The organism is Kitasatospora purpeofusca (assembly GCF_000718025.1).
Taxonomy (GTDB): Bacteria; Actinomycetota; Actinomycetes; order Streptomycetales; family Streptomycetaceae; genus Kitasatospora; species Kitasatospora purpeofusca.
Genome location: NZ_JODS01000002.1, coordinates 247,869 through 270,832, shown reverse-complemented (window position 1 = coordinate 270,832; position 22,964 = coordinate 247,869). Strand labels below are relative to the sequence as shown.

Genomic DNA, 22,964 nt, shown 5'->3' with positions numbered 1-22,964 from the left:
GTTCTGTCGTCCCCGCACTTCTCCGGAGGCCCCACCGTGCCCGCGCCCCTGACCGTCGCCGTCGCCCAGCCCGCCTGCGCCGAACCGGGTCGGCCCGACACCGTCGCGGTCAACGTCGAGCGCCACGCCGCCGCCGTCCGGGAGGCCGGCGGCGCCCGGCTGGTGGTCTTCCCCGAACTCTCCCTCACCGGCTACGACCTCGCCGCGCCCTCGGTCGACCCCTCCGACGAGCGCTTCGCGCCGCTGGTCGCCGCCTGCGCCGCGACCGGCGCCACCGCCCTGGTCGGCGCGCCGGTGACCGACCCCGACGGCCGCGACTACATCGCCACCCTCGCCGTCACCGGCGCGGGCGCCTCGGTCGCCTGCCGCAAGACGAACCTCTACGGGAAGGAGCCCGAGCGCTTCGCCGCCGCCGAGCAGCCCTCCCTGCTGGAGCTGGACGGCTGGCGGCTGGGCCTGGCGATCTGCGCCGACGCCGCCGACCCCGGGCACGCCGAGCGGCTGGTCGCGCTCGGCGCCGAGGCGTACGTCGCCTCCACCCTGTACGGGGCGGGCCCGGAGGCGCTGGCCACCAAGGCGGCCCGCTACCCGGCCCGGGCGGCGGACAACGGCGTCTGGGTGGTGCTGGCGACCGCCGCCGGGCCGAGCGGCGAGTTCGCCGACAGCTCGGGCGGCTCGGGCGTCTGGACCCCGAACGGCAGCGAGGTCGTCAAGGCGGGCACCGGGACGGGCGAGGTGGTGACCGCCGTCCTGGGGTAGTCACGGACATCGGGCGCAGTGCCCGACCGCGCGGGGCCGCGGCCGGTCCGGAAATACCCCGGGCCGGCGCGCGGCTGTGGTCAGCGGAAGCCGAACCCGGCCGGAGCGGGGACCCTGGATCCGCAGGGGTCCCCGGCCCCCGGTCCGACCGGGACCGTTCAGGAGGTGCAGCGCACGATGGGTGACGAGCAGTACCGGATCGAGCACGACTCGATGGGCGAGGTGCGGGTGCCGGCCGCGGCGAAGTGGCAGGCGCAGACGCAGCGCGCGGTGGAGAACTTCCCGGTGTCCGGCCAGCGCCTGGAGCCGGCGCACATCGCCGCGCTGGCACGGATCAAGGCCGCCGCCGCGCGGGTCAACGCCAGGCTGGGTGTCCTGGACGAGGAGACCGCCGGGGCGATCGCCTCCGCCGCCGAGGAGGTCGCGACGGGCCGGTGGGACGCGGAGTTCCCGGTCGACGTGTTCCAGACCGGCTCGGGCACCTCGTCCAACATGAACGCCAACGAGGTGATCGCCACCCTGGCCGGCGAGCGGCTCGGCCGGCCGGTCCACCCCAACGACCACGTCAACGCCAGCCAGTCGTCCAACGACGTCTTCCCGTCCTCGATCCACATCGCCGCCACCGCCGCCGTCAGCCACGACCTGATCCCCGCGCTGGAGCACCTGGCCGAGGCGCTGGAGCGCAAGGCGGCGGAGTTCGCGGGCGTGGTCAAGGCCGGTCGGACGCATCTGATGGACGCCACCCCGGTCACCCTGGGGCAGGAGTTCGGCGGCTACGCGGCGCAGGTCCGGCACGGGCGGGAGCGGCTGCTGGCCACCCTGCCCCGGGTCGCCGAACTGCCGCTCGGCGGCACCGCGGTGGGCACCGGCATCAACACCCCGCCCGGCTTCGCGGCGGCGGTGATCGAGGAGGTCGCGCGCGTCACCGAGCTGCCGCTGACCGAGGCCCGCGACCACTTCGAGGCGCAGGGCGCGCGGGACGGCCTGGTCGAGCTGAGCGGCCAGCTGCGCACCGTGGCGGTCGGGTTCACGAAGATCGCGAACGATCTGCGCTGGATGGGCTCGGGCCCGCGCACCGGCCTCGGCGAACTGAACCTCCCCGACCTCCAGCCCGGCTCCTCGATCATGCCGGGCAAGGTGAACCCGGTGCTGCCGGAGGTGGTGCTGATGGTCTCCGCCCAGGTGATCGGCAACGACGCGACCGTGACGGTGGCCGGGGCGAGCGGGAACTTCGAGCTCAATGTGATGCTGCCGGTGATCGCCCGCAACGTCCTGGAGTCGGTCCGGCTGCTCGCCAACAGCGCCCGGCTGCTGGCCGACCGGGCCGTGGACGGCATCACCGCCAATGTCGAGCGGGCCCGGGAGTACGCGGAGTCCTCGCCCTCGGTGGTCACGCCGCTGAACCGGTACATCGGCTACGAGGAGGCGGCCAAGGTCGCCAAGCAGGCGCTGGCGGAGCGCAGGACGATCCGCCAGGTGGTGCTGGAGCGCGGGTACGTCGAGCAGGGACTGCTCACGGTCGAGCAGTTGGACGAGGCCCTGGACGTGCTGCGGATGACCCGGCCCCAACACTGAAGTCGCAACGCCGGGGCACGCGCCCGGGGCGCGGAACGGCGGGCCCACCGTTCCGCGCCCCGGGTTCCGGGCTTCCGTCGGACGTCAGCCCTTCGCTCGGCCGGCCCGGCCGAGTCGCATCGCGGCTCCGTTCGACGTCATGGTGGCCATCGAGATGGCGGCGAGCCCCAGCAGGAACATCACGCCACCCGCGATCATGCAGGTCACGATGTTCTTGCCCCGGTTCACCTCACCCGAGACGACCCACGGGGAGACGAACGTCCACGCGCCGAGCAGGGTCGCGGCCCAGGCCCGTGCGTGGGTGCGTTCGTAGGCCGAGCCGTAGCCGGCCATCAGCACGCAATAGGCGATGCCGACGATCAGGCAGGTGACGGTCAGCGTGCTGAAGGCGGTGAAGCCGACGATCCACGGCGAGGCCGCCAGGAACAGTCCGGCCAGGACGGCCAGGGCCTCGACGGCCTGGGCCCGTGGGGTCAGGGTGACCCGCTCGTAGTGCTCCCGGAGTTCGACGATGTCCGGATGGTGCTCCATGCCCATCGGGATCTGGGTAGACACCGATACCACCTCCTAGTGCTGGAACATGGAGGGCGCAAGCCCAGTACCATTCTGGCGCCGTTGGACCGTTTTGCACCTTTTCGCCGGGGAAGCTACCCTGCCCGCCCGCCGGCCCGCCCCCTCCGCCCGACCGGGTGACCTCCGTCTCAACCCCGCCCGCCGCCATTGCGTATGCAACTCGTTGCATAGCAGGATGCCGCCCATGGCACTGGAGCACGCGATCCTCGTCTCGCTGCTGGAACAGCCCGGTTCCGGCTACGAGCTGGCCCGGCGCTTCGACCGGTCCATCGGCCGCTTCTGGACCGCCACCCACCAGCAGATCTACAAGGTGCTGCGGCGGATGGAGACGGACGGCTGGATCTCGGTCGAGGAGGTCGCCCAGGACGGGCGGCCGGACAAGAAGGTGTACTCGGCGGCCGCGCCCGGCCGGACCGCGCTCGCGGCCTGGCTGCGCGAACCGGTCGAGGCGGAGACGGTCCGCCACGAGCTCGCCGTGCGGATCCGCGCGGCGGCCTTCGACGACCCCGCCGCCCTGATCCCCGAGGTGGAACGGCACCGGGAGGGCCACGCCGCCCTGCTCGCCCACTACCTCTACGGCGAGGGGCGCGACTTCCCGGCGCCGGACACGCTCGACGCCCGGCAGCGGCTCCAGCACGTGGTGCTGCGCGGCGGCATCGAGTACGAGCGGATGACGCTCGCCTGGCTGGACGACGTGCTCGCCACCCTGCGCGAACTGGCTGCCGCCCCTCCGGCCGGCACCGAGGCCGACGCCGACTGACCCCGCGCACTCCTCGCGCCACGCTCAACGCTCCACCCCACCCTCAGCTCTCCACCTCTCCACCCTCGACCCCCGGGAGCCCGCGATGCTCTTCAACCCGCGTTCCTACGACCCCGCGCAGTTCGACGAGCCGACCCGCCGGCTGCTGCGCGCGACCGTCGACTGGTTCGAGTCGCGCGGCAAGAAGGCGCTGATCGACACCTACATCGATCGCAGCTGGTACGCCGACTTCCTCGAATTCGCCGCCAAGGAAGGCCTGTTCGCCGAGTTCCTGACGCCGTCCGCGGCCGACCCGGACAAGCGCTGGGACACCGCCAGGATCGCCGAGCTGAACGAGATCCTCGGCTTCTACGGCCTCGGCTACTGGTACACCTGGCAGGTCACCATCCTGGGCCTCGGCCCGGTCTGGCAGAGCGAGAACGAGGCCGTCCGGGCGCGGGCCGCCAAGCTGCTGGCCGAGGGCCACGTGATGGCGTTCGGGCTCTCCGAGCGCAGCCACGGCGCCGACATCTACTCGACCGACATGATCCTCACCCCGGACGGCGAGGGCGGCTTCACCGCCACCGGCTCCAAGTACTACATCGGTAACGGCAACGTCGCCGGCCTGGTCTCGGTGTTCGGCCGCCGCTCGGACGTCGAGGGGCCGGAGGGCTACGTCTTCTTCGCCGCCGACAGCCGGCACGAGGCGTACCACCTGGTCAAGAACGTCGTGAACGCCCAGATGTACGTCAGCGAGTTCCGGCTGGAGGCCTACCCGGTCCGTGCCGAGGACGTGCTGCACACCGGCAAGGCCGCCTTCGACGCCGCGCTGAACACCGTCAACGTCGGCAAGTTCAACCTCTGCACCGCCTCCGTGGGCATCTGCGAGCACGCGATGTACGAGGCCGTGACGCACGCCCACAACCGGGTGCTCTACGGCAAGAAGGTCACCGACTTCCCGCACGTGCGGCGCGAGTTGACCGATGCCTACGCGCGACTGGTGGCGATGAAGCTGTTCGCCGCCCGCTCGGTGGACTACTTCCGCACCGCCTCCCCCGAGGACCGCCGCTACCTGCTCTTCAACCCGATGACCAAGATGAAGGTCACCACCGAGGGCGAGAAGGTCATCGACCTGATGTGGGACGTCATCGCGGCCAAGGGCTTCGAGGCGGACACCTACTTCGACAAGGCCGCCAAGGACATCCGGGGCCTGCCGAAGCTGGAGGGCACCGTCCACGTCAACCTGGCGCTGATCCTCAAGTTCATGGCCAACTACCTGTTCGCCCCGGCCGAGTACCCCGCGGTGCCGACCCGCCGGGACGCCGCCGACGACGAGTTCCTGTTCCGGCAGGGCCCGGCCCGGGGCCTCGGCGCGATCCGCTTCCACGACTGGCGGACCGCCTACGACGCGCACGCGCACCTGCCGAACGTCGCCCGGTTCCGCGAGCAGGCCGACGGCTTCTGCGCGCTGCTGCTGGAGCACGCGCCGAGCGCCGAGCAGCAGGCGGACCTGGACTTCCTGCTGGAGATCGGCCAGCTGTTCGCGCTGATCGTCTACGGCCAGCTGGTGCTGGAGCAGGCCGAGCTGACCGGGCTGGACCAGGACCTGCTGGACCAGGTCTTCGACGCGCTGGTGCGGGACTTCTCCGCACACGCCACCGAGCTGCACGGCAAGGCGTCCACCACCGAGGCGCAGGCGGCGTGGGCGCTGGCGCACGTCCGCCGCCCGGTCGCGGACGGCGAGCGGACAGCGAAGGTGTGGGGCATGGTCGAGGCGCTGTCGGGCGCGTACGAGATGGCCGAGTAGTCGCTCCACGCGTAGTGCACCCGGGGGTGCCGGTCGGCGGACCGGCACCCCCGGAGTCGTGTCACCGGCCGGTTGTCAGAAGGTGAGCTTCCAACTGTCGATGTAGCCGGTGTCCTGCGGCCCGACGTCCTGGACCTTGAGCTTCCAGGTGCCGTTGGCGGCCACCGCGGACGCGTTCACGGTGTAGGTGGTCTGCACATTGGGCGCGGAGTCGCTGCTGGAGGCCTTCAGGCGGTAGGACGTGCCGTTCGGCGCCACCAGGTCGATGACCAGGTCACCGCGGTAGGTGTGCTTGATGTCCACCCCGACCTGGAGCGCGGCCGGCGCGTTGCCGGTCCGGCCGGTGACGGTGACGGCGGAGGTGACCGCCGCCCCGTTGTCCGGGATCTGCACGTCGGCGGTGTTCTCGAAGACGGTGCCGGTGGGCGGGGTGGTGCTGCCGGCCGAGAGGGTCCAGATCGCGTACGCGATGGCGTCGGTCATCCGGTCCAGCGCGGTGTCGTTGATGTTGGCGCTGGTGTCGCAGGAGGAGTGGTAGCAGCGGTCGAAGGGCTGGCCCGCCGTTCCGCCCCACTTCGCGGCCTGGGCGCTGGTCTTGGTGTAGTCGGCGCCGCTGAACAGGCCGCCGACCCGGATGCCCGCGTCCTGGAACGGGGCGTGGTCGGAGCGGCCGTCGCCCTCGAAGTCCTGCTCGGTGCTGATGCCGAGGCCGGCGAAGTAGTCGCGGAACAGGGCGTCGAGCGCGCTGTCGTAGCGGTAGGTGAAGTAGCCGGGGTTGGGCGAGCCGATCATGTCGAAGTTGAGGTAGGTCTCGATCTTCGAACGGTCGGCGACGGACAGGCTGTTGACGTAGTTCTTGGAGCCGACCATGCCGTACTCCTCGGCGCCCCACCAGCCGAACCGCAGGTGCTTGGAGGGCGTGAGACCGGCCCGGGAGACGGCGAGCGCGGTCTCCAGGATGCCGGCGGAGCCGGAGCCGTTGTCGTTGATGCCCGGACCGCCGGTGACGGAGTCCAGGTGGGCGCCGGCCATCACGACGTGCGAGGTGTCGCCGCCCGGCCAGTCGGCGATCAGGTTGTAGCCGGTCGAGCCGTTGTAGCTGAAGGTCTTCAGCGTGGTGGTGTAGCCGGCGGCGTCCAGCTTGGCCTTCACGTAGTCGATCGAGGCCTTGTAGCCGGTGCGGCCGTGGGCGCGGTTGCCGCCGTTGGCGGTGGCTATCGACTGGAGCTGGGCGAGGTGGGCCTTGACGTTGGCCACCGGGATGTCGGGGGCGGCGGCCGCTGCCGACGGGGCGGCGACGGGCGTCGTGGGGGACGCGGCCGCGGCCGGGGTCAGCAGGGCGGCCGCGAGGGTGACGACGGCGGCGGCGGACAGGGCGGATCGGCGCAGGCGGGATCGCCTCGGGGCGCGCTCGGTCAATGGAGGCTCCGATATCTGATGGGGCAGAACGGAAGCGCGCCACTTCGCGGGCGGCGTTGGGGTATTGAGGGGGTGTGGGGCCGACCGCATCGCAAAGTTGACGCGACCATGATGATTGGGGGAAGTTCCGGGCCCCGTCAAGAGGAAGCGGGCAGAACGGCGGTTGTCAGCCGTCCGCCGCCGGGCGGTCCGGGGTGCGGGGGAGCTCGGCGCGGACGAGCGCGCCGCCGTCGTGGTTGCCGGTGCTGAAGCGGCCGCCCAGCTCCTCGGCGCGCTCGGCCATCGAGCGCAGCCCCAGCCCCGACCCGGCCCGGCGGGACCCGTCGGCGTCGAGCCGCTCCGACCCGTCCGAGGGGAATCCCCGGCCGTCGTCCCAGACCTCGACCACCACCGCCTCCGGCCGCACCCGCAGCGTCAGCCGGGCCTGCCCGGCGGCCGAGTGGCGCAGGACGTTGTGCAGCGCCTCGCCGCTGATCCGCAGCGCCGCCACCTCCACCGCGGCCGCCAGCACCGGCGGCGGGTCCGGGTCCAGCACCAGCGCGATCCGCACCCGCGGCCCGTCCAGCTCCGCGACCAGCCGCCGCAGCGCCACCGCCAGCCCCTCCCCCGCCAGCGCGGCGGGCGCCAACCCCTCGGTGATCCGCCGCAGTTCGTCGATCGCCTGCCCGATCCCCGCCGACACCGCCCGCAGCGAGCGGGCCGCCGAGGAGCCCTCCGGCACGGCGGCCCTGGCGGTGTCGACACCCAGCCGCAGCCCCGACAGGGTGGGCCCGAGCCCGTCGTGCAGGTCGTGCCGCAACCGGCGGCGCTCCTCCTCCCGGGCGAGCACGATCTGCCGCCGCCCGCGCTGGAGTTCCTCGTACATGCGCAGCGAGGCGATCGCGGGCGCGGCCTGGTCGGCGAGGAAGCGGAGCACCTCGTGGTCCTGCGCGTCCAGCTCCGGCTGCCCGGCGCGCGGCGGCGCGTAGAGGTCGCCGATCACCGCGCCCTCGTAACTGAGCGGGAACACCTGGCTGTCGGGGCCGACGGTGCCGACGGAGGCGAGTTCGTGCGGTCCGGTGCGGGTGTGCAGGACGACCCGGGCGCCGGGCAGGCCGAGGGCGCCCACCACGGTGTCGCACAGCAGCGGCGGGGCGTCGGCCGGGCTGACGGCGCGGCTCAGGCGTTCGGCGAGCGCCCGCACCACCTGGTAGGGGCGGGCCCGGTCGCCGTAGTAGAAGCGGTCGACGGCCCGCACGACCCAGCGGGTGGTCGGTCCCAGCAGTCCGCCGATGGCCAGCGCCCCGGCCGCCAGCAGCTGCGCGCCCGCGTTGCTGGCGGTCGGCAGGGCGCGGCGCAGCAGCAGGGCGATGCCGAGGTAGCCGGCGATCAGCAGGGCGGTCAGCGCGAGGACGCTGAGCATCCGGCGGGTCGCCCGGTCGAGGTAGCGGGAGCGGTCGCGGGTGAACGCGTAGCCGACCGCGCCGAGCATCCAGAGCGCCGACCCGGCGAAGTAGGCCACGGCCGCGACGCTCTCCGCACTCCCCAGCTGCAGCGCGATGTTGGTCGTGACCAGCCACACCAGGTAGGGCACCAGCACGGCGGTGACGCTGCGGTGCGGCCGTGCGGAGCGGCGCCAGCGGACGGCGGCCACGGTCAGGCTGATGACGACGATGCCCCAGGCGACCAGGGTCGCGTGCCATTCGTCGATCGGCGCTCCGCCCGGGACGAGCACGTCACCGTAGTAGGGCAGCTCGTGGCCGAGCCGCACGGCACAGGCGTGCACCGCGCTCCAGACGGCGATGGCGGCGACGAACACGCGGCCCGGTCCGCCGGGCAGCCGTCCTTCGGGCAGCCAGAGCGGCAGGGCCAGCGAGACGAAGACGAACAGGGTGACGGAGGCGAGCAGCAGTGCGGCGCCGAGGGCCCGCACCGCCGGCCCGGCGTCGGCGGCGGCGCCCGCGAAGAGGACGAAGCGGGAGAGGCAGCCGCCGAGTCCGGCGGCCAGCAGGCAGTGGCCGAGGCTGCGGCCGACCGGGGCGACGGCCGGGGCGGGGCCGGCGCCGGGGGCGGGGCCGGGGCCGTCGTCGGAGGCCCGGGCGGGCGCCGCTCCGTCGGCCCCCGGTCCGGCGCGGTGGGCGAGGATGAGCAGCCCGGAGAGCGCGAAGGCGAAGCCGAGCAGAACGGTCTCGCCGTCGTGCAGGTAGAACGGCACGGCCCAGGCGGCGTCCTGGTGGGTGATGGCGAGCAGCACCCAGCCGAACCCGCTGAGCAGGGTCGCCGCGCAGGCCCAGGCGGCCGGGGTGAGGCCGCTCCGCCGGGGCGGCGCGGCCGGGCGGCCCGGCCGGGGCGCCGGTGGGCGGGCGGCTGCGGCCGGGGCCGCGGGTCCGTGGGACGCGGCGGACGCGGTGGGTGCGGTGCTGTGCCCGGTCCCGGTGGTGGCCGAGGTCGCGGCCGGTTCGCTCATGAGAGCCTCCTCTCCCGCATCCTCGGCGTCCTGGCGTCCCGGGGGCGCGGGACGGCGGTCCGGTCCCGGTCCCGACCGCGCCCGGCGGGGGCCGCCGTCGGCGGTCAGCTGTCGCCGAGGCCCATGTCCCTGGCCCGGGCCACGGCCTCCGCCCGGGTGGCGACGTGCAGCTTCTCGAAGATGTGGGTGACGTGGTTGCGGACCGTCTTCTCCGCGACCACCAGCTCGCGGGCGATCCGGCGGTTGTCCAGCCCCCGGGCCACCAGGTCGAGGACCTCCGCCTCGCGGGCGGTGAGCGCCGGGAAGAGCTGCCCGGCCTCGCGCACCCGCGCGCCGGCGAGCAGGGCGGTGATCCGCTCGGCCACGTCCGCGCCGAACACCGCGCCACCGGCCGCGACCGTCCGCACCGCGTGCAGCACCTCCTCCCGGCCCGCGCCCTTCACCAGGTAGCCGCGGGCCCCCGCCTGGAGCGCGGCGAGCAGGCTCCCGTCGTCGTCCGCCATGGTGAGCATCAGCACCGGCGGGGCCGGCCGGTCGGCGGAGAGCCGGCGGGTGGCCTCCAGCCCGGAGCCGTCCGGCAGCGAGAGGTCCATGACGACCATGTCCGGACGGTGCCGGGCGACCGCCTCCGGCACGTCGCCCACGCGCTCGGCCTCGGCGACGACCACGATCCCCTCGGCGCTCTCCAGGGCGGCCCGCAGCCCCTCCCGGAACAGCGGGTGGTCGTCGACGATCAGGACCCGCACGGGTGCGGCCGACGGCTCCTCGTCCGGTCGCGGTCCCCCGGCCAGGGGGTCTTCGGCGGGCTGCTCTTCATCCACATGGCCGACACTACCAGCGATGCCGGTGTGACTTTCCGTGATCGGAGCGCCGGGCGGCCGGACGCTTCCGGACCGAACGAGACCGCTGCCCCATGCGCCCGGGACGACGGGCGGCCGAGACTGGTGGGAACGCGCCCGACCCGGCGACCGGCCCCGGCGGAGACCCCGCCCTCAACCGTCCCTAGGCGGTGCCATGACCACGGTGACCCCTCTCCCGCCCCTGCCGCGTTCGCCCGCCGGGGCCCCGCCGCGCCGGACGCCCGCCCGGCTCCGGCTCACCGGGGCCGCGGCGCTCACCGTGCTCTGCCTGGCGGTCGCCGCGCTCTGGGTCTGCTACGTGCTGGTCCACCTCGACGCGCCCGGGGTCGAGGCCCCCCGGGACCAGCTCGCGATCCTGGTCTACGCGCTGCCCACCGCCGCCGCGGGCATGCTGCTGCACGCCCACCGCCCGGGAAATCCACTCGGTTGGGTGATGCTCGTCTACGCACTGACGTCGATGCTGCCGAGCGCGGCCGCCGCGCCCGTCTGGGTGGAGGTCTCCGACCCCGGGCTCGTCGGCGCGGCCGCCGTGGTGCGCGCGGTGTGCGACACGGTCAGCGGGACGCTGTTCTACGTCCTGCCGCTCTGGCTGCCGGCCGGGCGGCTCACCACCCGCAGGTGGTGGTGGTACATCGGCGCCGTCGCCCTCTGGGTGCTCCCGGACGCGATGTCCTTCCTGGACCGCGCGACGGTGTTCGGCCGCGCCAACCCGCTCGCCGACAGCGCCCTCGCCAACGCCTTCGGCTCCGTGTCCGACCACCTCGACCGCTTCTACGACCCGGTCGACCACCTGCTGATCGGCATCGCGGCCGCCGTACTGCTGGTCCGGCTGCTCCGCCGCAGCGCGCCCCGCCACCGCGCCCACCTGGCCGGCATGCTCGGCGCCTATCTGCTCTGGGCCGGCATGCAGGACTACTACACCCGGCGGTTCCGGTACGAGTACTGGCTGAGCTACTCGCTGTTCACGGCGGCGGGCGCGGTGTGGGCGGTCGCGGTGGCGTTCCTGGTGGTCCGGGACGGCGGGTGGCGGCTGGACCGGGCCGCCCGGTCCGTACTCGGCGGGCTGCTGCTCGCCGCCGGGCTCACCGTGGTGTTCGTGGTCTGCGCGACGGTGCTCTCGGGCTGGCTGGTGCCCGGCCGCGGCGGCGCCGCCCTGCTGCTGATCGCCCTGCTCCTCGCCCTGGGCGCGGGCCTGCCCCGGGCCGCCCGACGGGCCGTGGGCCTGGTGGACCGGCTCTACTACGGCGAACGCGCCCAGCCCTACCAGGTGCTCCGCACCCTGGCCGGGCAGGTCCGGCAGGTCGTCGACCCGGAGCGGCTGCCGTCCGCGCTCTGCGGCACCGTCGCCGAGGAACTGCGGCTGCCGGGCGTGGCCCTGGCCGTCACCACCCGGGCCGGGCGGCGCCCGCTGGCCGCGGTGGGGCGGCTGGACGGGCCGGTCCAGGGCTTCGCGCTGGTCCACCACGGCACGACGATCGGGGAGTTGACCGTCGGACTGCGGGCGGGCGAGGAACGGCTCGACCCCAGCGACGTCGACATCCTGCGCTCGCTGGCGGACCAGGCCTCGCCGGCCGTCGCGTCGCTGCGGCTCCAGGAGGACCTCCAGGCCAGCCGGGAGCAGATCGTCGCGGCGCGGGAGGAGGAGCGGCGGTGGCTGCGCCGGGACATCCACGACGGGCTCGGACCGGCGCTGGCGGGCCTGCGGCTGCGGGTCGACAACGCGGCCTCGGCCGCCGTCTCCGGGACAGGCACGGACGCGCTGGCCCCGACACTGGAGGGCATCTCCGGCGACCTGGCGCTCACGATCAAGGAGGTGCGGCGGATCACGGACCGGCTCGGGCCCGCACCGCTCGGCGAGTTCGGCCTCACCCGGGCCGTCGAGCACCTCGCGGCCACCTTCAGCAGCGACGGACTTGTCGTCACCACCGCGCTGCGACCGGACCCGCTGCCGGAACTGCCGGCCGCCGTGGAGGTCGCCGCGTACCGGATCACCGCCGAGGCGCTGAACAACGTGCTCCGCCACGCCCGCGCCCGGCACGCCGAGGTGGCGCTGCGGGTGGACGAGGCGCACCTCGTCCTGACCGTCCAGGACGACGGGATCGGCGTCGGCGATCCGCTGGGACCCGACGAGTACCTCGGCGCCGTCGACCCGGGCCCCGCCGACGCCGAACCGGCCGACGGGGTCGGGCTGCGGTCGATGTCGGACCGCGCGGCCGAGATCGGCGGCCGCTGCACCGTCGGCCGCCTCGCCACCAACGGCACCCGGGTGCTCGCCGTCCTCCCCCGCCACCCCTCCCGCAGCCCCCGCCCCGGCGCCTGAACGCGCCCGGGGGCCTCGCCCCGCGGACGCGCCCGTGCCCCCCGCGCGGTGAGGCACGGGGGGCACGGGCGGCGGGGGCGGTGCCGGGTCCGAGGGTTCGGACGGGGTCAGTTCTTGCAGTCCTTCTCGCCCGGCTTGCAGCGGCGTTCGGTGGTCGTGGTCCCGGCGGCGGGCGCCGTCCTGGCCGGCGCGCCGACGGCGCTCCTGATGACCACGGTGGCGGTGGCGATGCCGACGACTACGGACGCGACGCCGAACGTCCTCGTTCTCGTGTTCGTTGCCATGAGTGGTGCTCCAGACTTCTTGCTCCTCGAACGGTCCGACCGATCGACCGCTCTGCCCTCCACTCTGGTCGGCGGCCCGCCCCGGGCACATGGGCCTGCCGTCCTGTTCCGGTCCCAGGACGGGTGCGCGGGCACCTCGTTCCCCGGCCCCCGCCGGGGGGCGGGGGCCGGGGAACGAGGTGGTCGGACGGCGGGTGGGCGGTGGGAGCGGTCATGGCCGGCTGCGGCGGTCGGCCCGGCGCCGGGCCAGGGAGTTCCTGGTCGCGGCGGTGCGGCGCGGCGCGTCCAGCGCGAGGCAGAGCACCTCGGCGCCGAGCGGGCCGGCCTCCAGCCGCAGCGGGCAGCCCCGGGTCGCCAGCAGCAGGTCTCCGTCGACGGCCAAGTGGTCCGGCTCGTCGGCGGTCCGGCCGACGAGCAGCGAGCCGCGCAGCACGAACAGGACGGTCTCGCCGTCGGACCGTCCCGGCAGCGCGTGGTGCGCGCCGGGGCCGAGCCGCAGGTGGTCGAAGGTCTCGCAGGCGCTGGTGAGCATGGACCGGCGCGCCAGGCAGCGGACGCGGACGCGTTCGCCGTTCGGGCCGAGGAGGACGGTGGCCGAGGCGGTGGCGGTGGTGACGATCATCGTGACTCGCCTCCCTTGGGGCTCGGAGGGGTCTCGGGGCGGTCGGGGGTGTCGGGGGCGGCGGTGTCCGAACCGGTCGGGGGCCCGGCGGGCGGGGGCTCGCTTGTCGGCCGCTCGGCGGGCGGGCCTTCGGCGGGCCGGCGCTCGGCGGTCGGGCGCTCCGCCGCCGGGTGGGCGGTGGCGCCGCCCGGGCGGCCGGTGACGGCGAGGATCGCGTGGAAGTACTCGAGCCCGGCGGTACCGGCCGTGAGCACGGTGCGCTCGCCGAGCGGCAGGGTCAGGGCGGTGCCCTCGACCAGCGGGAGTCCGGAGTCGGCGACCGTCGACGCGTCGGCCTCGGCCCCGGGCACCGTGGCGGTGCCGGAACCGGCCGTGATGTAGAGGGCGCGTTCGACGCCCTCGGCGACGACCTGGACGCTGCGGCCCGGGTCGAGCCACTGCAGTCCGACGGCGCGGAGCGGTCCGGTCAGCACCCGGGTGGGGTCGACGGCGCCGCGGCGGCGGAGGTCGGTGATGACGGTGCCCGTCATGACGGGAACTCCTTCTGCTGAACTGCGGTCCCTGCTGGGCCGCTTCTGGTCTCCACGCTGCGCCGCCCGCCGTCCCGGCCGCACGGGGACCCGGTCCCGTCCTGTTCCCGGCCGGCGGCCCGGCTGTGCGGAACGGTGACCCGGCCGGGCCGGTCCGCCCAGGTGCCACGGGCTGCCGACCCGACCACGGCGGAGCGCAGTACGGCGCCGTCCACCGGGGTCAGCAGCCGTCCGTCGACGCAGTACGGACGTCCCAGGTCGGCGAGGAGCAGCAGGCCGGGCCGGGTGGCGGCGACGGCCGCGGCGGCGAGCCGGTCGAGGTCCGCTCCGGCGGGCAGGGCGGTCGCGGAGCCGTTCCGCGCGAGCAGGTCCCGGTGGGCCCGGCCGGTCGGGCGGGCGGCCACGCCGAGCCGGGCCGCCACCGCGGCGGCGAGCAGCAGGCCCAGGGCGTCGGCGTCGCCGGGCGCGAGGGCGGGGCCGAGCGTTGCCCGCACGGCGGCGGCGAGGCTGCGGCCGTAGCCGAGGGCGAGGGCGGGGCCGGTCTCGTCCGGGTCGAAGCAGACCAGGGCGGACCGGGCGTCGGCGCACAGGGCGAGCAGGGCGGTCAGCGTCCGCGCGTCGTGGCGGGCTCCGGGCGTGAGCAGGTCCGCGAGCGCCGGGCAGTGGGCGGGGCAGACGGCCAGCACATGCCGGACGACGGCGACGAGCCCGGCCCGGGTCCGTGCGGCGGGCCCGGCGGCGAGCAGGTCGGAACGCACCCAGGCCAGGGCGGCCGGGACCGGACGGTGCAGGACGAGGGCGGGACCGCAGGCGGCGGCGAGGTCGGTGGGCACCCGGACGGCGGCCGGGACGGCGCAGGCGCGTTCGCCTCCGACCGCGATCACCGTGCCGTCGGGGAGGGTATCGGCGTCCGCCCGGCCGTCGGTGCCCGGAGCGGTGCTGCGGGGCCGCGCGGGGAGCTCGTGCAGGACGGTGGGTGCCCGGGCGGCAGCGAGTGCGCGGACGCGGGCCAACTGCCCCGGGGGTGCGGTGCCGTCGGTGACGAGGACAAACCGTTGGGCCTCGAACTCGGCGATCCGCCCGCCCAGTTCGCCCCAGGCGTGCTCGCCGTCGCGAACCGCGAGGGTGAGGTGCGCGGCACCGGCCTGGATCCGCCGGTCCAACCGGGCACTGCGACGCATGGGGGCCTCCTCCCGTTCGGGGTCGGAGGCCCAGCGTGTCGCGCCCGTCGCCCCGGGCGCCTGAGCCCCGGGGCCCGTCCGCGCCCTGCCCGGTGGGCGGGACACCCGGGCCGTTGGGGCGGGGCGGCCGGTTCGGGGGGGCGGAGAGGTGGAGGCTGTCAGCCGTCGAGCGTCGGCGCCGCGTCCGCCACCGCCGACCAGGCGCGCAACCACCCGGCCGCGCCGACGAGTTCGCGCCCGTCCAGGTCGTCGACGAGCACCCCCGCGCCGATCCCGAACGGCAGCGGCAGCCACCGCCGTCCGTCGCGGCGCCGCACGGTGTCGGCGAGCGCCCCGCCGAGCGTGATCGACTCCAGCAGCGGGTGCCGGACCGGCAGTTCGAGCCGCCGCATCAGCCGGAGGATCCGTTCGGCCTGCTCCGCGTCGACCAGGCCGCGCCGCCGGGCGACCACCGTGCTCAGCGCCATGTCGACGCAGACCGCCTCGCCGTGCAGCAGTTCCGGCAGCGCGCGCGTCTCCAGCGTCGGGCTGAAGATGTGCCCGTAGTGCCTGCCGTCAGCGGCGCCGCAGTCGAACGCCGTTGCGTGGACGACGCGCGCGAGCACGGCGGCGCCGATGCCGGCGGCCTGGCACCGGGTGTCGAGCAGGTCCCGGCCGCGCCGCTCCAGCAACGCGAACAGCTCCGCGTCCGCGATCAGCGCCACCTTGAGGACCTCGGCGAGACCGCTGGCGACGTGGCGGCGCCCCAGGGTGACCAGGAAGGCCGGGTCGACCAGCGTCTCGACCCCGGGACGGTGCGCGACCAGGCCGTGCAGGGTGGTGGGGACCCGCACGAACGGCGTGGAACGGCGGTAGAGGGTGCAGGCGAGCCCGACCACCTCGGCCAGCACGCCGCCGCCGACCGCCAGCACCGGCGCGCCCCGGCGGGAGATCCCGAAGGAGGCCGTCCGGTCGGCGACCTGGAACACCGCGTCCATGGTCTTCACCTGTTCGTGGCCGGGCAGCACCAGCGTCTCGTGGTCCACGCCCCGGGCGTCCAGGTAGTGGTGGAGCCGGTGGCCGTGCAGCTCGTGCACCCGGGCGTCGACCACGAGGAGCCGACGCCCGGGCGGACCGCCGGCCTGGGCGAGCGCCGGGCTGCCCGGATCCAGCAGGCCGGGCACGAAGCGGAGCCCCGGCCGGACGGGGCCCCGGGGGGCGGCGGCCGGGGCGGTCGGGGCGGGGGGACACCCCAGGGGGGCGGGGCTGTGCTGGGTTCGGGGGAGGTTCACGGGTCGGCTCCTTCGAGCGGAACGGGGGGACGTCGCGGGGCGGACGCGGAGGGACGCGGGTGGGCGCGGAGGGACGGCCCGGCGGGCGAGGGACGGTCCGCCGGGTCGCTGTTCCCACGGTGCGGCGCCCGCCGTCCCGGATGCACGGGTGGACGGCCCCATCCGCGTCCCGACCCGGCGCGGGACCGCACACCTGTCCGGCCGGGCCGGCCCCGTCCGCGCCCCCCGTCCGGCCGCCCCGGCGACGTACCGTGGAACGGAGAGGCCGCACCCATGCCCGCCACCCGCACCCACTTCACCGACCGCACCGACGCCGGCCACCGACTGGCCGCCCGGCTCGCCCACCTGCGCGGACCCGGCACCGTTGTGGTCGCCCTGCCGCGCGGCGGGGTGCCGGTGGCCGCCGAGGTGGCCGCCGCGCTCGGCGCACCGCTGGACATCTGCGTCATCCGCAAGCTGGGCCTCCCCCACCAGCCGGAGCTGGGGATGGGCGCGATCGGCGAGGACGGGGTGCGGGTGCTGAACGATCAGGTGCTGCGGCCCGCGCGGGTCACCCCGGGGCAACTGGCCGCCGTGGAGGCGCGCGAACGGGCGGAGCTGGAACGCCGGGCCCGCCGCTACCGGGGCGACCGGCCGCCGGTCGACCTGCGCGGGCGGACGGTGGTCGTGGTCGACGACGGCGTGGCGACCGGTTCGACCGCGCGGGCCGCCTGTCTGATCGTGCGGGCGCGCGGCGCCCGGCGGGTGGTGCTGGCCGTGCCGGTGGCGCCGGAGGACTGGACGGAACGGCTCGGCGACGTCGCGGACGAGCTGGTCTGCGTCGGCACGCCCTCGCCGTTCTTCGCGATCGGCGAGTTCTACGCCGACTTCTCGCAGACCGGGGACGCCGAGGTGCTGCGCCGGCTCGCCGAGGCCCGCGACCGGCTCGGCACCGGGGCCGGACTCCCCGCCGCCGTCGCCACCGACCGCGAGCTGACCCTCCCCGCCGCCGGCGTCCGGCTGACCGGCCGGCTGACCGTCCCCGCCGGCGCCCGCGGCACCGTGGTGTTCGCGCACGGCAGCGGCAGCGGCCGGCACAGCCCGCGCAACCGCCGGGTGGCCGAGGAGCTGAACCGCGCCGGGCTGGCCACCTTCCTGTTCGACCTGCTCACCGAGGACGAGGAGCCGGACCGGCGGAACGTCTTCGACGTCGCCCTGCTCGGCGCCCGGCTGACCGACGTCGCCCGCGCACTGCCCGGGGACCCCGCGGCCGGACCGTCCGCGGGCGCCCCGCTCCCCCTCGGCCTGTTCGGCGCGAGCACCGGCGCCGCCGCCGCGCTGTGGACGGCGGCCCGGCTCGGCGACGGGGTGGCCGCCGTGGTCTCCCGGGGCGGGCGGCCGGACCTGGCCGGGCCCCGGACGCTGGCCGCCGTCACCGCGCCGACCCTGCTGATCGTCGGCGGCCGGGACCACGAGGTGATCGACCTGAACCGGCGGGCGCGCGAGCACCTGCGCTGCGAGAGTGAACTGGCGGTGGTCCCGCACGCCGGCCATCTCTTCGAGGAGCCCGGCACCCTGGAGCGGGTCGCCGAGCTGGCCCGCGACTGGTTCCGCGACCGGTTCCGCGAGCACTCCGGCGCGGGCCCGCAGACCCCCGACGACCCGCCGACGCCCGTTACGCAGAACCCGTGAAACACCGCTGATCCACCAGGCATTCTGCACAGCCCGGTCAGCGATTTCCTGATCACCTTGTACACATTGAACAGTGAAAACCCGACCTGTTGCCCAACCACCCCGACTGGAGCAAGCTCAGCGCTCAACCGCCCGCACAGCCTTGCCCATCCCCCAGCGGCGCGGCCGCCACCAGCGGATGCCTCAACGCCGAGGCCTCAATGTGGAGGAACGACCGATGACCCCGCAGACCCACGCCCTTGAGCTGACCCCCGAGGAGCGCGAGGCCGGTCTCGACGCCGAGCAGCTGCGCCGCCTCGTCGGCCTCGTCGAGCACGACCCCGCCACCGACCCGTTCCCGGTCACCGCGCAGGACGCCGTCGTCTTCGTGGTCGGCAACGCCACCCAGACGGCCCAGTTCTACCAGGTCGTCTTCGGCATGGAGCTGGTCGCCTACTCCGGCCCCGAGACCGGCCGCCGCGACCGCAAGGCCTACGTGCTGCGCTCCGGCTCCTGCCGCTTCGTGATCAAGGGCGGTGTCGCCCCGGACAGCCCGCTGCTGGACCACCACCGCCGCCACGGCGACGGCGTCGTCGACCTGGCGATGGAGGTGCCGGACGTGGACAAGTGCATCGCGCACGCCCGCGCCCAGGGCGCCACGATCCTGGAGGAGCCGAACGACGTCTCCGACGAGCACGGCACCGTCCGCCGCGCCGCGATCGCCACCTACGGCGAGACCCGGCACACCCTCGTCGACCGCTCCCGCTACACCGGCCCCTACCTGCCGGGCTACATCGCCGCCGAGAGCCGGGTGAAGCACCCCGAGGGCTCGCCGCGCCGCCTGTTCCAGGCGCTGGACCACGCGGTCGGCAACGTCGAGCTGGGCAAGATGGACGAGTGGGTGACGTTCTACAACAAGGTCATGGGCTTCGTGAACATGGCCGAGTTCGTGGGCGACGACATCGCCACCGACTACTCCGCGCTGATGTCCAAGGTCGTCGCCAGCGGCAACCACCGGGTGAAGTTCCCGCTCAACGAGCCGGCCATCGCCAAGAAGAAGTCGCAGATCGACGAGTACCTGGAGTTCTACACCGGCCCGGGCTGCCAGCACATGGCGCTGGCCACCAACGACATCCTCACCACCGTCGACGTGCTGCGCGCCCGCGGCGTCGAGTTCCTCAACACCCCCGACTCGTACTACGACGACCCCGAGCTGCGCGAGCGGATCGGCCACGTCCGGGTGCCGATCGAGGAGCTGAAGAAGCGCGGCATCCTGGTCGACCGCGACGAGGACGGCTACCTGCTGCAGATCTTCACCAAGCCCATCGGCGACCGCCCGACCGTCTTCTACGAGTTCATCGAGCGGCATGGTTCGCTGGGCTTCGGGAAGGGCAACTTCAAGGCGCTCTTCGAGGCCATCGAGCGCGAGCAGGACGCCCGCGGCAACCTCTGAGGCCGGCCCCGCCCCACGGGCGACGCCCCCGAGGGCGACAGGGCACCGCTGGAGCCGTACGAAGGTCTGGGCCCCGGAGGGTCCGGGAGGAGCAGGGACGATGGCGCACTACCGGCAGCTGGGCAGCATCCCGCCCAAGCGGCACACGCAGCACCGTACGCCCGAAGGCGGGCTGTACTACGAGGAGTTGATGGGCGAGGAGGGGTTCTCCTCGGACTCCTCGCTGCTCTACCACCGGGGCATCCCCTCGGCCGTGGTGAACGCGGTCGCGTGGGAGCTGCCCGACCAGTCGACGGTCGCCAACCACCCCCTGCTCCCCCGGCACCTCAAGCTGCACGAGCTGTTCGCGGGCCAGGAGTGGAAGTCCGCGGACGTCGTCAGCAGCCGCCGGCTCGTCCTCGGCAACGGCGACGTGCGGATCTCGTACGTCGCCGCCGGGGCGCCGAGCGAGCTGTACCGCAACGGGCTCGGCGACGAGTGCGTGTACGTGGAGTCCGGCTCCGGCACCCTGGAGACGGTCTTCGGCACGCTGGAGGTCGGCCAGGGCGACTACGTGATCATCCCCCGGGCGACCACCCACCGCTGGGTGCCGACCGGCGAGGAGCCGCTGCGCGCCTACTGCATCGAGGCGAACAGCCACATCACCCCGGTCAAGCGCTTCCTCTCCAAGTACGGGCAGCTGCTGGAGCACGCGCCGTACTGCGAGCGGGACCTGCGCGCCCCGTCCGGTCCGCTGCTGGTGGACGGCACGGACGTGGACGTGCTGGTCAAGCACCGCGGCCCGAACGGCATCGCGGGCACCCGCTACACCGTGCCGCACCACCCGTTCGACGTGGTCGGCTGGGACGGCTGCCTGTACCCGTACGCGTTCAACATCAGCGACTACGAGCCGATCACCGGGCGGATCCACCAGCCGCCGCCGGCCCACCAGGTGTTCGAGGGCAACGGGTTCGTGATCTGCAACTTCGTCCCCCGCAAGGTGGACTACCACCCGCTGTCGATCCCGGTGCCGTACTACCACTCCAATGTGGACAGCGACGAGGTGATGTTCTACTGCGGCGGCGACTACGCGGCCCGCAAGGGCTCGGGCATCGCCCAGGGTTCGATCTCGCTGCACCCCGGCGGCCACACCCACGGCCCGCAGCCGGGCGCGTACGAGCGGTCCATCGGCGCGGAGTTCTTCGACGAGCTCGCGGTGATGGTGGACACCTTCCGCCCGCTGGAGCTCGGCGAGGGCGGCCGGGCGAGCGAGGACCCGAACTACGCCTGGACCTGGGCCGGTCGGGGGCCGCAGTCGTGAGCAGCGCCCCCGCCACCCCGGCCGCCGCCGGGGCGTCCGCCGTCCCGCCGCTGTTCCAGGGGCTGTTCGACGACGCGGCGGTGTTCCCGCCCGGGAACCTGCCCGTCGCCGAGGCGGTGCCCGCGCACCTCGCGCACCGCGCCGCCCCGTACGCCGACGCCGTCGGCCCGCTGCTCTGCGGGGCGGGCCGGCTGGGCGAGTTGGCCGCCGCGGCGGACGCGCTGACGGGCACTGCGGCGCCCGCGGCGGACGGTACCGGCCCCCGGCTCCGGGTCGGCCTGGTGCTGCCGGGGGGCAGCTCCGAGCTCGGCCCGGCCCTCACCGCCGCCGCCCCGTTCACGGTGGCCGGCGTCGAACTCGCCACCCGGGACGCCCACGAGGCCGTCGCCGCACTCGACCTGCTGCTGCCGCCGGACGTGCCCGCCGCCGTCGAGCTGCCGCGCGAACTGCTGCGCGGCGACGGGCTGGAGGAGGTCCTGGACGTCCTCGTCGACAGCCCGTACCGGGCCAAGTTCCGCACCGGCGGCGTGGTCGCCGGCGCCTTCCCGGACGAGGCCGAGCTCGCGGGCTTCCTCACCGGGTGCGCGCAGCGCGGCCTGCCGTACAAGTGCACCGCCGGGCTGCACCACGCCGTCCGGCACACCGACCCGGCGACCGGCTTCGAGCACCACGGCTTCCTGAACGTGCTCCTGGCGGCGGCCGAGACCGACCCGAAGGCGGCGGCCGAGATCCTGGCCGAGCGCTCCGGCGCGGTGCTCGCCGAGGCCGTTCAAGCACTGACGGACCGTCAGGTGACGGTGATCCGCAACTCGTTCACCGCTTTCGGCACCTGTAGCATCGCCGAGCCCCTGGACGACCTGGCCGCCCTCGGCCTGCTGTCGCCCGCCCTGACGCCCCAGGAGGACCGTTGACCACCCCCCGCAGCTGGCTCGCCCCCGCGAACGACTCGCCGTTCGGCGTGCACAACCTGCCGTACGGCGTCTTCACCGCGGCCGACCGGCCCGGCGTGCGGCGGATCGGCGTCCGGATCGGCGACTTCGTCCTCGACGCGGGCGCCGCCGCCCGGGCCGCCGGGGAGCCCTCCGTCCTGCTCGACGCGGACTCGCTCAACCCGCTGCTGGCGGCCGGCCGCCCGGTGTGGACCGCGGTCCGCGCCTCGCTGACCCGCTGGCTGACCGACGAGACCCACCGGGACGCGCTCTCCCCGCTGCTGCTGCCGCTCGCCGAGGTGACGCTGCACCTGCCGTTCGAGGTCGCCGACTACGTCGACTTCTACGCCTCCGAGCACCACGCCACCAACCTGGGGAAGATCTTCCGCCCCGGGTCGGAGCCGCTGACGCCCAACTGGAAGCACCTGCCGATCGGCTACCACGGCCGCTCCGGCACCGTGGTGGTGTCCGGCACCCCGGTGAGCCGCCCGCAGGGGCAGCGCAAGGCCCCCGCAGACGCCGCCCCGTCGTTCGGGCCGACCCGCCGGCTGGACATCGAGGCCGAGGTCGGCTTCGTCGTCGGCGCGCCCTCGGTGCTGGGCGAGCCGGTCACCCTGGACCGCTTCGACGAGCACGTCTTCGGCGTCTGCCTGGTCAACGACTGGTCCGCGCGCGACATCCAGGCCTGGGAGTACGTGCCGCTCGGCCCGTTCCTCGGCAAGTCCTTCGCCACCTCCGTCTCGCCGTGGATCGTGCCGCTGGCCGCCCTGGAGCACGCCCGGGTCACCCCGCCGACCCGCGACGTCGAGCTGCTCCCCTACCTCGACGACCGCGCGGGCGACCGGCCCTGGGGCCTGGACCTCGCCCTGGAGGTCCGGCTGAACGGCCACCAGGTCTCCCGCCCGCCGTTCGCCTCGATGTACTGGACGGCTGCCCAGCAGCTCGCCCACATGACGGTCAACGGCGCCTCGCTGCGCACCGGCGACCTCTTCGCCTCCGGCACCGTCAGCGGCCCGGAGCCGGAGACCCGCGGCGCCCTGATCGAGCTCACCTGGAACGGCGAGAACCCGCTCAAGCTCCCGGACGGCACGACCCGCACCTTCCTGGAGGACGGCGACGAGGTGACCATCACCGCGACCGCCCCCGGCCCGGACGGCACCGTCATCGGCTTCGGCGAGGTGGCAGGGCGCGTCACCCCCTGACCCGACGGGGCCACCACCCGGGCCCCGTCGGCGGCACCACCGTT

19 protein-coding genes are annotated in these 22,964 nt (G+C 74.8%); 10 read left to right on the top strand and 9 right to left on the bottom strand.

Features of this window, described 5'->3' with window-relative positions:
• Positions 1 to 36 precede the first annotated feature (36 nt).
• Positions 37 to 759, top strand: coding sequence for a carbon-nitrogen hydrolase family protein (locus IF01_RS0104245; protein ID WP_030391884.1), 723 nt, complete (start codon positions 37 to 39; stop codon positions 757 to 759).
• Positions 760 to 936: 177 nt separating this feature from the next.
• Positions 937 to 2,334: a class II fumarate hydratase gene (locus tag IF01_RS0104240; protein ID WP_030391883.1), complete on the top strand. Its 1,398-nt coding sequence runs from the start codon at positions 937 to 939 to the stop codon at positions 2,332 to 2,334.
• Between the two features lie 84 nt (positions 2,335 to 2,418).
• Here the strand turns inward: IF01_RS0104240 and IF01_RS0104235 are convergent, their stop codons facing one another.
• Entirely contained in the window at positions 2,419 to 2,889 is a 471-nt protein-coding gene (locus tag IF01_RS0104235) for an SPW repeat protein (protein ID WP_037778888.1), read from the bottom strand.
• A 202-nt stretch (positions 2,890 to 3,091) separates the two neighbouring features.
• Between IF01_RS0104235 and IF01_RS0104230 the strand changes: the two genes are divergently transcribed.
• Positions 3,092 to 3,667 carry a PadR family transcriptional regulator gene (locus IF01_RS0104230; protein ID WP_030391881.1) on the top strand — a complete coding sequence of 192 codons (576 nt, stop codon included), beginning with the start codon at positions 3,092 to 3,094 and terminating at the stop codon, positions 3,665 to 3,667.
• A gap of 85 nt (positions 3,668 to 3,752) precedes the next feature.
• Entirely contained in the window at positions 3,753 to 5,453 is a 1,701-nt protein-coding gene (locus tag IF01_RS0104225) for an acyl-CoA dehydrogenase family protein (RefSeq protein WP_030391880.1), read from the top strand.
• 75 nt (positions 5,454 to 5,528) lie between these two features.
• Here IF01_RS0104225 and IF01_RS0104220 read toward each other — a convergent pair whose 3' ends face one another.
• The 3 genes from IF01_RS0104220 to IF01_RS0104210 form a co-directional block, all read right to left on the bottom strand.
• Positions 5,529 to 6,872: a M28 family metallopeptidase gene (locus IF01_RS0104220; RefSeq protein ID WP_030391879.1), complete on the bottom strand. Its 1,344-nt coding sequence runs from the start codon at positions 6,870 to 6,872 to the stop codon at positions 5,529 to 5,531.
• Positions 6,873 to 7,038: 166 nt separating this feature from the next.
• Positions 7,039 to 9,318 carry a sensor histidine kinase gene (locus IF01_RS43535; RefSeq protein ID WP_051754906.1) on the bottom strand — a complete coding sequence of 760 codons (2,280 nt, stop codon included), beginning with the start codon at positions 9,316 to 9,318 and terminating at the stop codon, positions 7,039 to 7,041.
• A gap of 104 nt (positions 9,319 to 9,422) precedes the next feature.
• A complete protein-coding gene (locus IF01_RS0104210) occupies positions 9,423 to 10,064 on the bottom strand; it encodes a response regulator (RefSeq protein WP_030391877.1) in 642 nt (213 codons plus the stop codon).
• A gap of 268 nt (positions 10,065 to 10,332) precedes the next feature.
• Here IF01_RS0104210 and IF01_RS0104205 point away from each other — a divergent pair, with 268 nt between their 5' ends.
• Positions 10,333 to 12,498: a GAF domain-containing sensor histidine kinase gene (locus IF01_RS0104205; protein WP_051754905.1), complete on the top strand. Its 2,166-nt coding sequence runs from the start codon at positions 10,333 to 10,335 to the stop codon at positions 12,496 to 12,498.
• Positions 12,499 to 12,605: 107 nt separating this feature from the next.
• Here the strand turns inward: IF01_RS0104205 and IF01_RS48080 are convergent, their stop codons facing one another.
• The 5 genes from IF01_RS48080 to IF01_RS0104180 form a co-directional block, all read right to left on the bottom strand.
• Positions 12,606 to 12,782 (bottom strand): hypothetical protein, encoded by a 177-nt coding sequence (locus IF01_RS48080; protein ID WP_157855158.1) that lies wholly within the window; start codon positions 12,780 to 12,782, stop codon positions 12,606 to 12,608.
• Positions 12,783 to 12,993: 211 nt separating this feature from the next.
• Positions 12,994 to 13,404 carry a pirin family protein gene (locus IF01_RS43530; protein ID WP_051754904.1) on the bottom strand — a complete coding sequence of 137 codons (411 nt, stop codon included), beginning with the start codon at positions 13,402 to 13,404 and terminating at the stop codon, positions 12,994 to 12,996.
• A complete protein-coding gene (locus IF01_RS0104190) occupies positions 13,401 to 13,934 on the bottom strand; it encodes a hypothetical protein (protein WP_030391874.1) in 534 nt (177 codons plus the stop codon). The genes IF01_RS43530 and IF01_RS0104190 overlap by 4 nt, the downstream gene beginning before the upstream one ends.
• Positions 13,931 to 15,115, bottom strand: a complete 1,185-nt coding sequence (locus tag IF01_RS0104185; RefSeq protein ID WP_106981188.1) for a dehydroquinate synthase/iron-containing alcohol dehydrogenase family protein — start codon at positions 15,113 to 15,115, stop codon at positions 13,931 to 13,933. The genes IF01_RS0104190 and IF01_RS0104185 overlap by 4 nt, the downstream gene beginning before the upstream one ends.
• A gap of 158 nt (positions 15,116 to 15,273) precedes the next feature.
• Positions 15,274 to 16,386, bottom strand: coding sequence for a 3-dehydroquinate synthase family protein (locus IF01_RS0104180; RefSeq protein ID WP_051754903.1), 1,113 nt, complete (start codon positions 16,384 to 16,386; stop codon positions 15,274 to 15,276).
• 273 nt (positions 16,387 to 16,659) lie between these two features.
• Here IF01_RS0104180 and IF01_RS0104175 point away from each other — a divergent pair, with 273 nt between their 5' ends.
• From IF01_RS0104175 to fahA, 5 genes are all read left to right on the top strand, one after another.
• Positions 16,660 to 18,057: a phosphoribosyltransferase family protein gene (locus IF01_RS0104175; RefSeq protein WP_051754902.1), complete on the top strand. Its 1,398-nt coding sequence runs from the start codon at positions 16,660 to 16,662 to the stop codon at positions 18,055 to 18,057.
• A 217-nt stretch (positions 18,058 to 18,274) separates the two neighbouring features.
• Positions 18,275 to 19,489 carry a 4-hydroxyphenylpyruvate dioxygenase gene (gene hppD, locus IF01_RS0104170; RefSeq protein ID WP_030391870.1) on the top strand — a complete coding sequence of 405 codons (1,215 nt, stop codon included), beginning with the start codon at positions 18,275 to 18,277 and terminating at the stop codon, positions 19,487 to 19,489.
• A gap of 100 nt (positions 19,490 to 19,589) precedes the next feature.
• Positions 19,590 to 20,789, top strand: coding sequence for a homogentisate 1,2-dioxygenase (locus IF01_RS0104165; protein ID WP_030391869.1), 1,200 nt, complete (start codon positions 19,590 to 19,592; stop codon positions 20,787 to 20,789).
• The gene (locus IF01_RS0104160; RefSeq protein WP_051754901.1) at positions 20,786 to 21,700 is read left to right on the top strand and encodes a hypothetical protein; all 915 of its coding nucleotides are present in this window, start codon (positions 20,786 to 20,788) and stop codon (positions 21,698 to 21,700) included. Before IF01_RS0104165 ends, IF01_RS0104160 begins: the two co-directional genes overlap by 4 nt.
• Positions 21,697 to 22,920, top strand: coding sequence for a fumarylacetoacetase (fahA, locus tag IF01_RS0104155; RefSeq protein WP_030391867.1), 1,224 nt, complete (start codon positions 21,697 to 21,699; stop codon positions 22,918 to 22,920). Before IF01_RS0104160 ends, fahA begins: the two co-directional genes overlap by 4 nt.
• The last annotated feature ends 44 nt before the right edge of the window (positions 22,921 to 22,964 follow it).

Coding starts and splice junctions, on each gene's coding strand:
- IF01_RS0104190 (WP_030391874.1), bottom strand. CDS start 13,934: ATGACGGGCACCGTCATCACCGACCTCCGCCGCCGCGGCGCCGTCGAC.
- IF01_RS43530 (WP_051754904.1), bottom strand. CDS start 13,404: ATGATCGTCACCACCGCCACCGCCTCGGCCACCGTCCTCCTCGGCCCG.
- IF01_RS0104225 (WP_030391880.1), top strand. CDS start 3,753: ATGCTCTTCAACCCGCGTTCCTACGACCCCGCGCAGTTCGACGAGCCG.
- IF01_RS48080 (WP_157855158.1), bottom strand. CDS start 12,782: ATGGCAACGAACACGAGAACGAGGACGTTCGGCGTCGCGTCCGTAGTC.
- hppD (WP_030391870.1), top strand. CDS start 18,275: ATGACCCCGCAGACCCACGCCCTTGAGCTGACCCCCGAGGAGCGCGAG.
- IF01_RS0104205 (WP_051754905.1), top strand. CDS start 10,333: ATGACCACGGTGACCCCTCTCCCGCCCCTGCCGCGTTCGCCCGCCGGG.
- IF01_RS0104175 (WP_051754902.1), top strand. CDS start 16,660: ATGCCCGCCACCCGCACCCACTTCACCGACCGCACCGACGCCGGCCAC.
- IF01_RS0104165 (WP_030391869.1), top strand. CDS start 19,590: ATGGCGCACTACCGGCAGCTGGGCAGCATCCCGCCCAAGCGGCACACG.
- IF01_RS0104230 (WP_030391881.1), top strand. CDS start 3,092: ATGGCACTGGAGCACGCGATCCTCGTCTCGCTGCTGGAACAGCCCGGT.
- IF01_RS0104185 (WP_106981188.1), bottom strand. CDS start 15,115: ATGCGTCGCAGTGCCCGGTTGGACCGGCGGATCCAGGCCGGTGCCGCG.
- IF01_RS0104240 (WP_030391883.1), top strand. CDS start 937: ATGGGTGACGAGCAGTACCGGATCGAGCACGACTCGATGGGCGAGGTG.
- IF01_RS43535 (WP_051754906.1), bottom strand. CDS start 9,318: ATGAGCGAACCGGCCGCGACCTCGGCCACCACCGGGACCGGGCACAGC.